The following is a 14,935-nucleotide window of genomic DNA, read 5'->3' on the forward strand; positions in this document are numbered from 1 at the left end:
GGTGACGGACGTCAGAAGCGCGGCCGGCACTCCTCGGCCAGCCTCTCGACCGGCACCGGGCCCGCCTGACGGCCGTCCCGCAGCCGGACGGCCGGCACACCGCCGGCCACCTCGCGCGGCCCCACCACGAGCTGGTACGGCACCAGCCGGTGCGCCCTGATCCTGGCCCCGAGGCTGCCCCGGTCCGCGGGCGCCAGCTCGGCCCGCAGCCCGGCGGCAACGGCCCGCCGCAGCAGGTCCTCGGCCGCCGGGAGCTCGGCGTCCGACAGCGGCAGCACGACCGCCTGCACGGGCGCCAGCCACGCGGGGAACGCGCCGCCGTGCACCTCGATCAGGTGCGCGACCAGGCGCTCGATCCCGCCGACCACGCTGCGGTGCACCATGACGGGACGCCGCCCGTCCGCGTACGACAGGTCGAAGCGCTCGGGCTGGTACAGGTCCACCTGGACGGTCGACAGGGTGCTCTCGCGGCCCGCCGGGTCGGCGATCTGGATGTCGATCTTCGGGCCGTAGAAGGCGCCCTCGCCGCGCTCCTCGTCGTAGGCGCGGCCGCGTTCCGCCAGCACCTCGCGCAGCACGGCCTCCGAGCGCGCCCACATCGCGGGGTCGTCCACGAACTTGCCGCCCTCGCCGCGCAGCGAGAGCCGGTAGCGGGCGGCCTCGATGCCGAGCTGGGCGTGCGCGGCCTCGATCAGGTCGAGCGCGGCCGACACCTCGGCCGCCGCCTGCTCCGGCGCGCAGAACACGTGGCCGTCGTTGAGCTGGATGGCCCGCACCCTGGTCAGGCCGCCGAGCACGCCCGACAGCTCCGAGCGGTACATGCCGCCGAGCTCGGCCACGCGCAGCGGCAGCTCCCGGCGGCTGCGCCCGCGCGAGCGATAGATCAGCGCGTGGTGCGGGCACAGGCTGGGCCGCAGCACGAACTCCTCGCCGCCCACGTTCATCGGCGGGAACATGTCCTCGGCGTAGTGCGCCCAGTGGCCCGACCGTTCGTACAGCTCGCGTTTGCCGAGCACGGGGGAGTTGACGTGCACATAGCCGTGGCGGCGTTCGAGCTCGTGGACGTAGTCCTCCACGGCCTTGCGCACGGCGGCCCCGGCGGGCAGCCAGTAGGGCAGGCCGGAGCCGATCAGCGGGTCGGTGCCGAAGATCTCCAGCTCGCGGCCGAGCCTGCGGTGGTCGTTCATGATCGTCCTTTGCGGTGAAAGGGCGAACGACCAGCTCCCGGGCGCCCGCCCGGGATGCATGGAATCAGCGCGCCGGGACCGTGTCCGGCGTCGTCGTGACGAGAGCGCGCTGCATGCCTGCCACCGTAGCACCGCGGTGGCCGTGAAGAAAATCTTCAACAGCCGGTCAAGGAATGGCAAATGATATAAAAGAGCCGTGGCTGAGATCACCTTGAGCGTCCGCCAGTTGCAGGCGTTCGCCGAGGTCGGCTACCAGGTCGCGGGCGGTGGCGGCGCGCCCGCGGCGATGGCGGCGCTGCGCCGGGTGATCCCGCTCGACGCCTACGAGTTCGTCGCCTTCGACCCCGCCACCGGCCGGCACCACAGCGTCGTCTCCGACGGCCACCGCCGCATCGACCGCGACGCCGCCGAGGAGTACGCCGCGCTCGACGCCTGCCGCGAGGCCATCGCCGGGCGGCGGCCGGTGCCCATGCCGCAGCCGGGCACCGAACGGTACTTCCGCCGCCATCTGGCCCCCTACGGATGGCGGGCCGGGCTGACCGCGCCGCTGTTCCTCGCCGACGGCGGCCGCTACACCGGCCTGCTGCACCTAGCCGCCAAAGACGACTTCCCGCTGCTGACCGGCGCCCTGGTCGCCGCCGTGAGCCCGATGCTCGCGCACGTCACCGACCTGACCCGGTGCGTGATCGACCCCGCCGGGCTGCCGCCCGACTTCCGCGCGGTCGCCTTCGACCGGCTCGGCGAGCGCCGCGCGGTGCCCGGCCACGAGGTCTCCCGCGAGCTGTGGGACGACCCCGCCATGGCGGCCTTCGCGCGCGCGTTCATCGACTCGCGGGAGCTGAGCCGGCGCGGCCTGTGGCTCGACGGCGGCGGCCGCTGGCACGAGGTGCGGCTGCTGCGGGCCGGCGTCGGCTACCAGGGCTCGCTGCAGGGCGCGGTCGCCGCCGAACGGCCCTGCCCGCTGCCCTACGACCTGACCGGCCGCGAGGTCGACGTGCTCACCCGGGTCGCGGCCGGCGACTCCAACCCGCAGATCGCGGCCTGCCTGGTGCTGAGCGTCCGGACGGTGACCACCCATCTGGAGCACATCTTCGCCAAGCTGGGCTGCGACAGCCGGACCAGGCTCACCACGAAGGCGCTGGCCGAAGGGTTGTGCCGGCTCGACCTCTGACGCAGGTCTCCTGCCCGGCGGGCGCGCGGGCCTGCGTCAGCTCGAACCAGACGGTCGTCGAGCCCCCTTCGCGGACGAACCCCCAGCGGTGGCTGAGCGCCTCGACCAGCGGCAGCCCCCGGCCGCTGGTCGCCTGGAGAGCGGTCCGGCACACGCACGGCGGGCCGTCCGCGCCGCCGTCGGCCACGCACACCCGGACCGTGGTGTCCGAGCTGAGCACCGACACCGTGAACGAGCCGCCGTCCCCGGACCTGGTGTGCAGGATCGCGTTCGTGGCCAGCTCGCTGGTGAGCAGCACCACCTCGTCATGGAACGGATGATCGCGGCCGAGCGCGTCCGTCACGAGCCCCCTGGCCCGCGAGACCTGGGACGCAACCCCCGGAAGCCGGACCGCGAGGTCGCGGAACCCGGGCGTTTCACCCCCGTCGGCATGGTCTGAGTCCCTCGGCGCCACGGCGACCTCCCCCGAATCAGGTGACGTCATGAGACGCGCGGGCAGGGGGCGAGAGATTATCGCGAAAAGGTAGGAATGCTCTTTCCAAGGTCGCCTGCACGACCTGCCGCGGCGACCGAGTACGCTGCGATCGACGAGTCGTCTAGGCCCGTGGGGGAGCAAAGCGTGCACAGCAGCCTACTCGCCCGGCCGTCGGAGGAGGTCGCGTGAGCAGCCTGGAGGCCGTCTGGGTGGAGCCGTACGACCTGCCCGGGGCGGCCGTCGTGACCGGCGTCTTCGACATCCTGCACGTCGGCCACGTGCGCTACCTGGGCGCCGTGGCCGACCGCGGGCTGCCTCTGGTGGTCGGCGTGGAGGACGACCCGCGCGTGCGGGCGTGGAAGGGGCCCAGCCGGCCGTTCAACCCGGCGGCGGAGCGGGCCGAGGTGCTGGCCGCGCTGCGCTGCGTGTCCGGCGTCTTCGTGGTGGCCGGGCCGCCCGAGGCCCACGGCCCCGAGGACTACATCGACCTGCTCGCGCCGATGCGGCCCGGTGCGCTGGCCCACACGGCCGGCGACCCCCACGCGGGCGCGCGCGCCACGGCCGCGGCCATCCTGGGCGCGCAGTGCTGGGAGATGGCGGCCATCCCCGACCGCTCCACGACCCGCATCGTGAACGCCGCGGGAAAGGGCTGACGAGCCGATCTCCCGGGAGCGACGGGGGAGTCGCTGAAACGGGCAGCGGCCATGATCGCGTAATCTTTCATGCCATGATGGCCGACCTGGTGGCGAAGCGGGTGACGAACCTGCTGGCACCGCAAGTGCTGGTGATCGTCATGCCGCCCGCCGTGGGCCTGCTCGCCCAGGGATGGGCCGGCGCGGCCTGGGGGCTGGTGGCCTCGGCGTTCTGCGGCGGCGTGCCGGCGGCGGTGATCGCGCTCGGCGTGCGCTCGGGGCGGCTCGACTCCCACCACATCGTCGACCGGGCCCGCCGCACCGGTCCGCTGCTGGCCGCCGTGGCCGCCGTGCTGGTCGCGCTCGCGCTGCTGGTCGTGCTGGGCGCGCCGCGGCTGCTGGTGGCCACCGTGACCGCGATGCTGGTCGCCCTGGCGGTGACCGTGCCGATCACCACCCGCTGGAAGATCTCCTTCCACGCCGCCGTCTCGGCGGGCACGGTCGTGGTGCTGGCGCACGTGCTGCCCGCCGTGCCGGTGGCGATCGCCGGCGCGGCCGTGGTGACGCTGGTGTGCTGGGCCAGGGTCCGCCTCGCCCATCACACGTGGGCGCAGGTCGCGGCGGGCGCGGTCACCGGCACGCTCACCACGTGGGTGACGCTGGCGCTGTTCGGGGTCTGAAGGCCGGAATAGCACCGCCGCCACGCGGGTTGGCGGGGACATGGATGCCACGAACCGGGGCCGGGTCCGCGTCGAGCGGTCGGCCAAGCGCGTGCGGACCTACCTGGGCGGCCGGCCGATCGCCGACACGACCCGGGCCCTGCTGGTGTGGGAAGGCCCCTTCTACCCCACCTACTACTTCCCCCTCCAGGACGTCGAGGAGCCGGCGCTCAAGCCGACCGGCACGTCCCGGCACTCCCCGAGCAGGGGCGACGCCGCCGTCCACACGGTCACCTCGGGCGCCGCGCAGGCCCCGGAGGCGGCGCTGGTCTACGACGACTCGCCGCTGGAGGAGATCCGCGGGCACGTGCGCTTCGACTGGGACGCGATGGACGCCTGGTTCGAGGAGGACGAGGAGGTCTACGTGCACGCCCGCGACCCGTACACGCGGGTGGACATCCTGCCGAGCTCGCGGCACATCCGGGTGGAGGTCGACGGGGTCACCGTGGCCGACTCGCGCAACGCCCGCATCCTGTTCGAGACCGGCCTGCCGGCCCGCTACTACCTGCCGAAGACCGACGTACGGCTCGACCTGCTGGAGCACACCGACACCGCCACCCACTGCCCGTACAAGGGGACGGCGGAGTACTGGTCGGTCAACGGGAAGAAGGACCTGGCCTGGTCCTACCGCACGCCGCTGCCCGAGAGCGAGCGCGTGGCGGGCCTGATCGCCTTCTACAACGAGAAGCTGGACATCTTCATCGACGGCGAGCGCGAGGAGCGCCCGCAGACCAAGTTCTCCTGAGCCCGGCGGCGCCCCGCCGGTCGGGCGGGGCGCACGCGGGCCTCAGGCCGCCGGCGACCAGCGCGGGTCGCGGCCGAGGTAGCGCAGCAGGGCGGCGACCTCGTCGCCGGAGGCGTCGTCCGGCAGCGCCTCGGCGTAGGCGCCCCACGGCCGCAGCGGGTCGGCGATCTGCCGGGCGACCTCCAGCAGCGGCCCGGCCATCTCCGGCGTCAGCGGCGAGGGCTGGCCCGTGGCCACGGCGATGTCCCAGGCGTGCACGGCCGCGTCGAGCGCGCACGCCGTCGAGCCCGCCCACGGGGACATCTTGTTCGGCGGCACCGGCGTGGCCACCTCGGCGGCGTCGCGGTCGACCGCGGCCCACGCCCTGGCCGAGCGGGTCAGCGCGTCCTCAAGCTCGGCCGCCGGGTCGGCGCCCGGCTCGGCGGGCGGGTCGAACGGGTTGAACGCCGGCCCGGCCTCGCCCGTGAGCGTGGCGGCGAAGCCGATCTGGTCGCCGACCGCGTGCTTGAAGACCTTGGTGACGCTCCACTCGGAGCAGGGGGTCGGCAGGTCCCAGCCGCCGGCCGGGATGCCGCTGACGGCCTTGCGCAGCGCCTCGTGCGAGGCGTCCAGAACGTCCCAGCCGCTGATGATGTCGCCCATGTGGAGCTCCTTTCGAGATGTCTCCACTATAGCAGAACGGAATGCTTTGTTCCACTAGTTTGCGACGGCCTGTGCGAGACCGTCGATCAGCAGGTCCAGGGCCTGTTCGAAGTCGGCGGCCGGATCGACGCCGCCGCGCGTCCAGCGGAGCAGCCTGGCGAAGTGCGGCAGATGGCCGGGGTCGAGGGCGCGGATGTAGACGCCGACCTGTTCCTCGCCGGCGTGCCGGCCGGGGGCGCCGCCGAAGCCGCCGGTGGACAGCAACAGGGTGCCGAACACCAGGCCGTTCACGGCGGTCAGCGCCCGCCAGGCGCCCAGGTCGTCGAAGCCCGCCGCGTACAGCGTGCCCACCAGGCCGTCGAGGGTCCGTAGGGCGTGCGGCGAGGTCGGGTTGGACCGGTCGGTCGCCAGTGCCAGCGGGACCACGGGATGGCGGCTGAACGCCCGGTGCATGTTGCGCGCCGTGACGCGCAGCTGCTCCTGCCACGGCAGCCCCGGGTCGGGCGGCTCCACCTGGCCGAACACCAGCTCCACGATGCCGTCGACCAGGTCGGCCTTGTTCGAGACGTGGTTGTAGAGCGACATCGCCTCCACGCCGAGCACCTTCGCCAGCCGTCGCATCGACAGGCCGTCGAGGCCCTCGCTGTCCGCCAGCTCCAGGGCTGCGGCCAGCACTTTGTCCCGGTTCAGTGGCTCGCGCCGTGCCATCGGCTCTCCCTTCGCGCTTGACAGAGCTTACGGTGTACGTGCTCTACTTACGACGTAAGCATACGGCGTAAGTAAGGAGTCGGCATGACCGACGTGATCATCGTGGGCGGCGGGCCGGTCGGCCTGCTGCTGGCCTGCGAGCTCCGGATCGGCGGCGCCCGGCCGCTGGTCCTGGAGGCCGCAACCGGGGAGGAACGCGTGACCCGCAGCCTCGGCCTGCGCTCGCTCAACGCCCGCACCCTGCACTCCCTGGAGCTGCGCGGGCTGGTGGAGCCGCTGACCGAGGCGCAGTGGAGAATGCTCGACGAGCTGGCCACCGGCCCCGGGCCGGACCGCTCCGACATGGTCGGCATGATGACCGAGCTGCTGAAGAAGGGCATGATGCGCGGCCACTTCGCCGGCCTGCCGCTGCTGGCGCAGGACGGCACGGCCGAGTACGCCATGCTCAAGCAGCACCGCATCGAGGCCGTGCTGGCCGCGCGGGCCGCCGAGCTCGGCGTGCCGGTCAGGCACGGCCGCGCCGTCGTGGACGTCACCCCGCACGCCGACCGCGTGGTGGCCACCCTGGCGGACGGCGAGCGCGTCGAGGCCGCCTACCTGGTGGGCTGCGACGGCGGGCGGAGCCTGGTGCGCAAGCGGTCCGGGTTCGCCTTCTCCGGCACGCCCGCCACCATGACCGGCAGGACGGCCGTGGCCACGCTGACCGGGCCGGTCGGCTCGTCCCTGCGCAGCCCGGGCGGGCTGGTGAACCTGTCGCTGGTGCCCGGGGAGATCGCGACCATCGAGTTCGACGGCGGCCCCGGCGACACGCCCTCCGGGCGGGACGCGCCGATGACCGCCGAGGAGCTGGCGGGCAGCCTGCGCCGGGTGACGGGGGAGGACGTCGGGGTCGCCCGCCTGGAGGCCGGCATCCGCTACAGCGACAACACCCGGCACGCCGACTCCTACCGCAAGGGGCGCGTCCTGCTGGCGGGGGACGCCGCCCACGTGCACTCGCCGATCGGCGGCCAGGGGCTCAACCTGGGGCTGCAGGACGCCGTCAACCTGGGGTGGAAACTGGCGCTGGTCGCCCGCGGCGCGGCCCCGGAGAGCCTGCTGGACACCTACACCGCCGAGCGTCACCCGGTGGCGGCCCGCATGCTGCGCAACACCCGCGCCCAGGTGGCGGCGATGCGCCCGGGAGCCCAGGTGGACGCGCTGCGCGAGGTGCTGGCGGAGGTGATGGCGCTGCCGGACGCCGAGCGCCACTTCACCCGCATGGTCGAGGGCACCGACGTCGACTACGCGCCCGCCGCGCCCGACCCCCGGGTGGGCCGCTTCACCCCGTCCTTGACCGCCACGCCGCCGGACTCACGAGCCGCGACGGCGGACCGGGCGGGACGGCCGGTCGCGGAGTTGCTGCGGGACGGGCGGGGGCTGCTGCTCGACCTGTCCGGCGGCGCGGACCCGAGCGTGCCGGCTGACGTGCCCGCGGGCCACCGCGACCGCGTGCGCCCGGCCGTGGCCGACGTGCCCCAGGCCGGGGGCGGGGCGCTGCTGCTCCGTCCCGACGGTTACGTCGCCTGGGCGGGCGGGGACGGGAACGGTCTGGAGGAGGCGCTGACCGCCTGGTTCGGCCCGGCGTCATGAGGGTGTCGCCGGGCCGGGACGGTCAGGTGAGCAGCCGGGTCAGCACGCGGGTGCCGAACTCCAGGCCCTCCACCGGCACCCGCTCGTCCTTGCCGTGGAACATGCCGAAGTAGTCCAGGTCGGGCCGGAGCATGAGCGGGGCGAAGCCGTACCCCTGGATGCCGATGGTGGCGAAGGACTTGGCGTCGGTGCCGCCGCTCATCACGTACGGGACCGGCCGCGCCTGCGGGTCCTCGGCCACCAGCGCCCCGGCCAGCTCGTCGAAGAACGCCGACGGGTACGGCGCGGCGGGCGCCTCCTCCAGGTTCACGAACTCACGGGTGATCTTCGGCCCGAGCAGCTCGTCGATCGTCGCGAGGAACTCCTCCTGCAGCCCAGGCAGGTACCGGCCGTCCACGTGCGCCGAGGCCGTCGAGGGCACCACGTTCACCTTGTACCCGGCCTCCAGCATCGTCGGGTTCGCCGAGTTGCGGATCTGGCCGTGGAACAGCTCGCCGAGCGGGCCCAGCCGGGCGGCCTCGGCGTCCAGCCGGTCCAGGTCGACCGGCTGCCCGGTGATCTCCGACAGGCTCTCCAGGAGCGCGGCGACCGACGGCGTCAGGCGTACCGGCCACTGGTGCGTGGCGACCCGCGACAGGGCGTGGGCCAGCGTGGCGACGGGGTTGTCCACGGCGGGCCGCGAGCCGTGGCCGGCCACGCCGTGGGCGGTCACCTTCATCCAGGCGGTGCCGCGCTCGCCGACGGCGATCGGATAGACGCGCCGCCCGCCGGACTCGACGCTGAAGCCGCCCGACTCGCTGATGGCCTCGGTGACGCCGTCGAACAGATGCCGGTGCTCGGTCACCGCGTACCGGGAGCCGTGGTCGCCGGTCGCCTCCTCGTCGGCCAGGAAGGCCAGCACCAGGTCCCGCTTCGGCCGCACACCGCGCGCCGCCATGTCCAGCACGGCCGCGAGCGTCATCGCGCACGAGCCCTTCATGTCCACCGCGCCCCGGCCGTACACGCAGCCGTCGGTGATCTCGCCGGAGAACGGATGCATCCGCCACTCGGCGGGGTCGGCCGGCACCACGTCCAGGTGGCCGTGGACGAGCAGCGCGTCGGAGGAGTCGCCGTCGATCCTGGCCACGACGGTGGTGCGCCGGGGCGCCGACTCGAACACCACCGGCTCCAGCCCCGCGTCGGCCAGCAGCGTGGCCACGTACTCGGCCGCCGGGCGCTCGCCCGACCCCGGGTTGGTGGTGTCGAACCTGATCAGGTCCGAGCAGATCTCGGCGACGCTCTTCACGCTCTCCCCTTCAGCGTCAGCGGCGGGACGCCGGGCGTCTCCAGGCCGAAGATCAGCCCGTAGAAGGCCAGCTCGGCCTCGAGCACCGCCACGATGGTCTCTTCCCTGCGCCAGCCGTGCTGCTCGCCGGCGAAGGTGAGCAGAGCCCACTGTTTGCCGTGCTTGTCCAGTTCGGCGGTGAATCGCTCGGCCTGGCTCACGTCCACGATCGCGTCCTCAAGACCATGCAACATGAGGCATGGGCCCGATGCCCGGGCCGCGTTCAGGAGCGGCGAGCGGTCGGTGTACCGCTGCCGCGTCTCGGGCAACGGGCCCACCAGGCCGTCGAGGTAGCGGGACTCGAAGTCGTGCGTCTCGGCCGCCCAGCTCTCCGGGTCGGTGATCGCGTAGTGCGCGACGCCGCCCGCGAACACGTCGCTGTGCACCAGCGCGGCCACCGTGGTCCAGCCGCCGGCGCTGCCGCCCCGGATCGCGATCCTGGCCGCGTCCGCCCGGCCGAGCTGCACCAGCCCGCGCGCCACCTTGGCGCAGTCCTGGACGTCCACCACGCCCCACTGGTGCCGCAGCCGCTCGCGGTAGGCCCGGCCGTAACCGGTCGAGCCGCCGTAGTTCACCACGGCCACGCCGATCCCTCGGCTGGTGAAGTAGGCGACCTCCAGTCCAGCACGACCGGCGTGTTCCCGGTCGGGCCGCCGTGCACGAAGATCACGTACGGCGCCGGCCCGGCGACCCCGGCCGGCGGGTGGAGATGGGCGTGCACGCCCTCGATCGTCACCGCCTCCGGCGTGGGCAGCAGCGCCCGGTCGGGCAGCGGCTTGGGGGCCGAGACGACCTCGTGCCCGCCCGTGGCGAGATCGACCAGCGTGACCTCCAGCGGCGTGTACGGCGTCGCCCCCACCGCCACCGCCTTGCCCCCGGCCGCCGACACCGTCGAGGCCCAGTACGTGTGCCCGGCCCCGCCGATCTCGCGCAGGTCGCCCGTCGCCGGGTCGAGCACGCCCAGGCGGCGGTGGTCGGCGGTGCCGTACACGACGACCAGCTGCTCGCCCGCCGGGGCCAGGCAGGCCAGGCCCGGCTTCCAGGCCGCCGCGCCGAACTCCAGCTCCACGGGGGTGAGGTTGCGCGAGGGGGAGCCGTCGAGGTGCACGAGGTGCACGTTCCACCAGCCGGTCGGGTCGGTGACGGCGTACAGGGACTCCTCGTCGCGCCACTCGGCCTGCGTCACCGACTCCTCCGGGCCGCCGGCCACGACCCGGTGGGGGCCCGCGACGCCGTCCGGGGACAGGTCGGCCACGCACAGCTCGGTGCCGTCCCAGGGCATGTCGGGGTGGTTCCAGCCGATCCAGGCGATCCGGGTGCCGCCGGGGGACAGGCGGGGGTTCATGAGGAAATGGTGGGCGCGGGCGACGACCCTGAGCGGGCCGCCGTCCAGGGAGACCGCGACCAGGTCACGCGCGTCGCCGATCTCGCGGACCGCCCACACCTCGTCGCGACCGGGCGGCAGGTAGAGGTCGCCGTACCGGGCCGGGCCCTCGGGCGTGAGGGCGACCGGGTCGGCGGCCTTCGCGGGGGAGGCGTCCAGGCGGTAGAGCCGCTGGTCGGCCCAATTGGTGAAGACCAGGCCGCCGCCCGGCAGCGGGCGCCAGGAGCGGCCGCCGTACTCGACCAGGCGGTTGCGGGCGTTCCAGCCCGGAGGCAGCGCGTCGGCGCGCGAGCCGTCGGGCAGGCGGCGCACCACGCAGCGCCTGCCGCCCTCGTGCGGGCGCGGCTCGTCCCACCACACCTCCACGCCCTCGGGCGTGGCCACGGCCTCCACCCACTGGGGGCCGCCGTCGGTACGCGCCACATCGATCGGTCGAATACTCATGAAAGATCACCAATTGCCGTTGGTACAGGGAGGCAGCGGGTGCCCGGGCGGGTGGAGGACGTACACGATGCCGCCGCTGCCCGAGCTCCTCAGCCACACGTTCTCGAACGCTGCCCGCGGGTAGATCCGCCGAACCTCGCCGTCCGCGGGCGCGGCGGGGTCGTTGACGACGACGTCGCCCCCGGCGGTGAAGCCGGTGACGACGAGGATGTGGCCGTTCGTGGAGTAGCCGGAGCCGGGCAGCTCGTGGGCCCGGAACGACAGCGAGGCGATCACCGGGATCCCCGCCAGGACGAACGCCTCCAGCTCGGCCGCCGACAGCAGCCTGGTCACGAAGCCGGTCAGCCCGTAACGCCCGGCGTAGGCCACGTTGAACGGCCAGTTCCCGGTGCCCTGGTAGCTGTCGTCGTAGGTGCCCATGGCCGCGTGGTCCACCGCCGGGGCGGGGTCGTCCGCGCCCACCCAGGCGAGCTCGCCGGGCTCGGGGCCGCGGCCCCAGAAGGCCAGCACCATCGCCACCGAGGCGGGGCTGCACCAGTTCGCGCCGCCGCCGTCCCAGCGCGGGTGGTGCCCGGCGTGCGCGTGCTGGGAGTGGCCGGGCACGTCCAGCTCGACGTGCCCGGCCACCCCTGGCGTGCTCACCGTGACCGGACGCTGCGGCAGGGCCGAGGCCAGCACGCCGAGAGAGGTCATCCGCGCGCCCTCGCCGCGCGCGGTGACCCTCGTCTGGAACGCCACGACCGGCCGCCTGGCCACGAACGTGTCCACGGCCACGTCGCCGTCCTCGTCGCCCTGGCCGGGCACCGAGGTGCGCGGCCCGTGCTCGGACCACCGGCCCATGACGTACCACTTGGTCAGCGTGCCCGCCCCGGTCCTGGCCCGCAGCTCCACCTCGACCTCGCCGCCCGGCGGGGTGCGCGCGGTCCACGAGGGCACGAGCTGGGTGGCCGCGAAGCCGACCCGGTGTTCCTCGCTGGTCCACGTGCCTCCGGGCACGGTGAGGCGGGTGAAGGCGACGCGCGCCAGATCGACGGTGAGCACCAGCCATATTGTGGTTTCACACCCGGTGTCGCACATCGGTTGGTTTACGTACCAGCCCGGACGTGCCCCCGGCGCGCGGGACGCCGGGGACGCGCGTGGCGCCCCCGGCGGGGTCGGATCAGAGGTAGAGACCGGTGGACTCGTCGGCGCCCGCCGGGGCGATCGCGCGGCCCGCGCGCAGGGCGTACAGCTCGGCGAGGGTCGCCCCCGAGGCGCCGACGCCCTGCGACGACCCCAGCCAGGAGACGGCCTCGTCCCTGGTCAGCGGGCCCACCTCGATCTGCGCCAGGCACCGGCCCGGACGGATCACGGCCGGGTGCAGGCGGGTCAGGTCTTCGTTCGTGGTGATGGCCACCAGCACGTCGCGGCCCTGGCCGAGCAGGCCGTCGGTGAGGTTGAGCAGCCGCGACAGCCCCTGCCCCGCCTGGGCCTTGGCGCCCGAGCTGATCAGCTCGTCGCAGTCCTCCAGCACCAGCAGCCGCCACCGCTGCGTGTCCTCGTCGGTGTCGTAGCCGACCGCCACCTCCATCAGGTAGCCGGGGTCGTTGAACAGCCGCTCGGGGTCGAGCACGCAGTCGACCTGGCACCAGTCGTGCCACTGCTTGGCCAGCGTGCGCAGCAGCGTGGTCTTGCCGGTGCCCGGCTGGCCGTGCAGCAGGATGAGCCGGCCGTTGACGTCGGCGGGCGTGGTCGCCATCAGGCGGCCGAGCGCCGGGCGCACCTGCGCCGAGTAGTTCGTGCCGATCTCGTCCCACGGCTGGGCGGTGATCGGCTTCTCCGACCGGTTGCCGCCGTGGGAGCCGCGCCACCAGAAGCCCATCTCGACGTGGTCGGCGTCGGGCATCGGCTCCTCGGCGCCGTCGATGCTCTCCTTCAGCACCGAGGTGGCCAGCTCCTCGTTCACCGCCGTCACGCTCACCGTGGCGGTGCGGTTGCGGTGCCGCACGACCCGCAGCGTCCAGCCCTCGCCGCAGATGAGCCGCGACTCCGAACCGTCCTCCACCTGCGCGGTGCGCAGCACCCGACCCTCGGCCGGCCGCAACCGGGCGTCCGGACGTACGCGCTCCAGGTTGGCCAGCTTGGACCAGGGCTGGACGCCGGTCGCGAACGGCGACAACGCGAGGGCGTCGATGACGTCGATCGCTGAGTCGGCGTCGTCGATCCAGATGTTCATCGGCAGCTCGGACGAGGAGTCCGCGCTGGGGAACGGCACCTCCCTGATCACAGACATAGGTAAAGGATCTCCTTCGTGGGCTCGGATGTCGAAGGGTTATGCGAGCGGTTCGTTCACTTCTTGCCGAGATCGCCGGTCTGGGTGACCATGCCCAGGCCGGGCACGTCACGCCAGGTGTAGGTGAGAGTGTCGCCTTCAAGCTCCAGCCAGACAGTACCCGGGATGCAGCCGCCCGTGGACGTCCCGAGGGAGAAAGTCAGCCGGTCCGGGCGCACCTCGGTCAGGGTGATCGTGGCGGCGCAGTCGACCTGGGAGTCCTTCTCCTTCCAGGCCGCCCGCGACCGGCCGGCCTTCAGTTCCACCGTGTTCTCGGCGCCGTCGGGGTCGAGCGGGTTGGTGGTGTCGGTGTGGCCGGACCAGGTGCCGGCGAAGGCCGCCGGGATCTTCAGATCGCCGGTGCCGTCGGGGGTCGCGGTGGCCGTCCTGGAGGTGGCGGCGGGCGTACCGGTGGCCGTGGACGGCGGGGCGGACGGCCGGGTGGACAGAGCTGTGGCCGTGGACGGCGGCGGGGTGGTCCGGGTGGCGGTCGAGCCGGGCGTACGGGTGGTCAGCAGCACCACGCCGCCGGCCACGGCCAGGGCCAGCAGGACCGCCCCGGCGCCGGCGAGGGCGCGGCGTCCCCGATTTCGGCCCGCGCGGCTCTCGCGCGTGTCGGCCGCCCCCGGATCGGGACCCAGAGGCCCCGCTCCGGACCCCGCGGCCGGCCCCGCTCCTGGTCCCGTTCCCGGCCCCGCGGTCGGCGTCGCGGCCGGGCTGGGGGCGACGAGGGTCATCAGCAGGGCCGCGGCCGTCGGACGGCGGGCCGGGTCCTTGGCCAGGGCGGCGGCGACCGGCCCGCGCAGCCGGGACGGCAGCGCCGACAGGTCGGGCTCGGCGTGCAGCACCCGGTGCAGCACCGCCGGCACGGTGTCCGCCCCGAACGGGCTGACCCCCGTGGCCGCGTAGACCATCGTCGCCGCCCACGCGAACACGTCGGAGGCCCCGGAGGCGGGCGAGCCCGCGATCTGCTCCGGCGACAGGTACGCGGGCGTGCCGACCAGCCCCGAGGTGTGCGTCGCCGCCCCCTCGGCCCTGGCGATGCCGAAGTCCACCACCCGCGGCCCGTCCGGCCCGAGCAGCACGTTGGACGGCTTGAAGTCACGGTGGACGATCCCGGCCGCGTGGATGGCCGCCAGCGCGGTGGCCGTGCCGACCGCCAGGCGCTCCAGCTCCCCGCCGCGCAGCGGCCCGCGCCCGGCCGCACTCCCGGCACCCCGCCCGGACACGCGGTCGGCCAGCGAGGGCCCGTCCACGAACTCGCTCACCACGTACGGCCGCGAGCCCCGCGTCGAGACGTCGAGCACGCGGGCCGTGCAGAAGGAGGCGATCGACTCCAGCGCGTCGAGCTCGCGCGCCAGCCTGACCCGGGTCTCCTGGTCACCGGCGTTGAGCAGCTTGACCGCGACCGGCTCCCCGGAGGGGGAGTGGGCCAGGTAGACCACGCCCTGCCCGCCCTCGCCCAGACGCCCGGCCAGGCGGAAATCGCCCAAGAACGCCGGATCGTCCGGTGTGAGGGGGATCACCATGGCGGCTACGTTACCGCTCGCCATGCGGAAGCCAA

Annotated in this window: 15 protein-coding genes; 5 read left to right on the forward strand and 10 right to left on the reverse strand. The window is 74.0% G+C overall.

The genetic code is table 11. From position 1 onward, the window contains the following. Positions 1-11 precede the first annotated feature (11 nt). A complete protein-coding gene (gene thrS / locus ABZ459_RS11280; RefSeq protein WP_357968851.1) occupies positions 12-1,187 on the reverse strand; it encodes a threonine--tRNA ligase in 1,176 nt (391 codons plus the stop codon). Between the two features lie 196 nt (positions 1,188-1,383). On the opposite strand from thrS, the gene ABZ459_RS11285 reads away from it, so the two are divergent. Beyond that, positions 1,384-2,358: a LuxR C-terminal-related transcriptional regulator gene (locus tag ABZ459_RS11285; RefSeq protein WP_357968854.1), complete on the forward strand. Its 975-nt coding sequence runs from the start codon at positions 1,384-1,386 to the stop codon at positions 2,356-2,358. Here the strand turns inward: ABZ459_RS11285 and ABZ459_RS11290 are convergent. After that, positions 2,312-2,842, reverse strand: coding sequence for an ATP-binding protein (locus ABZ459_RS11290; RefSeq protein ID WP_357968857.1), 531 nt, complete (start codon positions 2,840-2,842; stop codon positions 2,312-2,314). The genes ABZ459_RS11285 and ABZ459_RS11290 overlap by 47 nt on opposite strands. 176 nt (positions 2,843-3,018) lie before the next feature. Here ABZ459_RS11290 and ABZ459_RS11295 point away from each other — a divergent pair, with 176 nt between their 5' ends. From ABZ459_RS11295 to ABZ459_RS11305, 3 genes are all read left to right on the forward strand, one after another. Then, a complete protein-coding gene (locus ABZ459_RS11295) occupies positions 3,019-3,486 on the forward strand; it encodes an adenylyltransferase/cytidyltransferase family protein (RefSeq protein WP_357968858.1) in 468 nt (155 codons plus the stop codon). 74 nt (positions 3,487-3,560) lie between these two features. Beyond that, positions 3,561-4,145, forward strand: a complete 585-nt coding sequence (locus tag ABZ459_RS11300; RefSeq protein ID WP_357968861.1) for a hypothetical protein — start codon at positions 3,561-3,563, stop codon at positions 4,143-4,145. A gap of 40 nt (positions 4,146-4,185) precedes the next feature. Continuing rightward, on the forward strand, positions 4,186-4,929 hold the full coding sequence (locus ABZ459_RS11305) for a DUF427 domain-containing protein (protein ID WP_357968864.1): 744 nt from the start codon (positions 4,186-4,188) through the stop codon (positions 4,927-4,929). A gap of 42 nt (positions 4,930-4,971) precedes the next feature. On the opposite strand, the gene ABZ459_RS11310 is transcribed toward ABZ459_RS11305, so the two are convergent. After that, positions 4,972-5,571, reverse strand: coding sequence for a TIGR03086 family metal-binding protein (locus ABZ459_RS11310; protein ID WP_357968867.1), 600 nt, complete (start codon positions 5,569-5,571; stop codon positions 4,972-4,974). A 54-nt stretch (positions 5,572-5,625) separates the two neighbouring features. Then, positions 5,626-6,279 carry a TetR/AcrR family transcriptional regulator gene (locus tag ABZ459_RS11315; protein ID WP_357968870.1) on the reverse strand — a complete coding sequence of 218 codons (654 nt, stop codon included), beginning with the start codon at positions 6,277-6,279 and terminating at the stop codon, positions 5,626-5,628. An 84-nt stretch (positions 6,280-6,363) separates the two neighbouring features. Here ABZ459_RS11315 and ABZ459_RS11320 point away from each other — a divergent pair, with 84 nt between their 5' ends. Continuing rightward, complete coding sequence (locus ABZ459_RS11320) at positions 6,364-7,908, forward strand: FAD-dependent monooxygenase (RefSeq protein WP_357968872.1); 1,545 nt, start codon at positions 6,364-6,366, stop codon at positions 7,906-7,908. Positions 7,909-7,930: 22 nt separating this feature from the next. Here the strand turns inward: ABZ459_RS11320 and ABZ459_RS11325 are convergent, their stop codons facing one another. The 6 genes from ABZ459_RS11325 to ABZ459_RS11350 form a co-directional block, all read right to left on the reverse strand. After that, the gene (locus ABZ459_RS11325) at positions 7,931-9,193 is read right to left on the reverse strand and encodes a M20/M25/M40 family metallo-hydrolase (RefSeq protein ID WP_357968875.1); all 1,263 of its coding nucleotides are present in this window, start codon (positions 9,191-9,193) and stop codon (positions 7,931-7,933) included. Beyond that, positions 9,190-9,816, reverse strand: a complete 627-nt coding sequence (locus ABZ459_RS11330) for a prolyl oligopeptidase family serine peptidase (RefSeq protein ID WP_357968877.1) — start codon at positions 9,814-9,816, stop codon at positions 9,190-9,192. Before ABZ459_RS11330 ends, ABZ459_RS11325 begins: the two co-directional genes overlap by 4 nt. Beyond that, entirely contained in the window at positions 9,804-11,060 is a 1,257-nt protein-coding gene (locus ABZ459_RS11335; RefSeq protein ID WP_357968881.1) for a hypothetical protein, read from the reverse strand. The genes ABZ459_RS11330 and ABZ459_RS11335 overlap by 13 nt, the downstream gene beginning before the upstream one ends. Positions 11,061-11,066: 6 nt before the next feature. Continuing rightward, on the reverse strand, positions 11,067-12,101 hold the full coding sequence (locus ABZ459_RS11340; RefSeq protein WP_357968883.1) for a C39 family peptidase: 1,035 nt from the start codon (positions 12,099-12,101) through the stop codon (positions 11,067-11,069). Positions 12,102-12,219: 118 nt separating this feature from the next. Next, positions 12,220-13,332, reverse strand: coding sequence for a DUF5925 domain-containing protein (locus ABZ459_RS11345; protein WP_357968885.1), 1,113 nt, complete (start codon positions 13,330-13,332; stop codon positions 12,220-12,222). 56 nt (positions 13,333-13,388) lie between these two features. Next, complete coding sequence (locus ABZ459_RS11350) at positions 13,389-14,900, reverse strand: serine/threonine-protein kinase (RefSeq protein ID WP_357968888.1); 1,512 nt, start codon at positions 14,898-14,900, stop codon at positions 13,389-13,391. Positions 14,901-14,935 lie beyond the last annotated feature (35 nt).

This window comes from Nonomuraea sp. NPDC005692, assembly GCF_040631115.1.
GTDB lineage: Bacteria > Actinomycetota > Actinomycetes > Streptosporangiales > Streptosporangiaceae > Nonomuraea.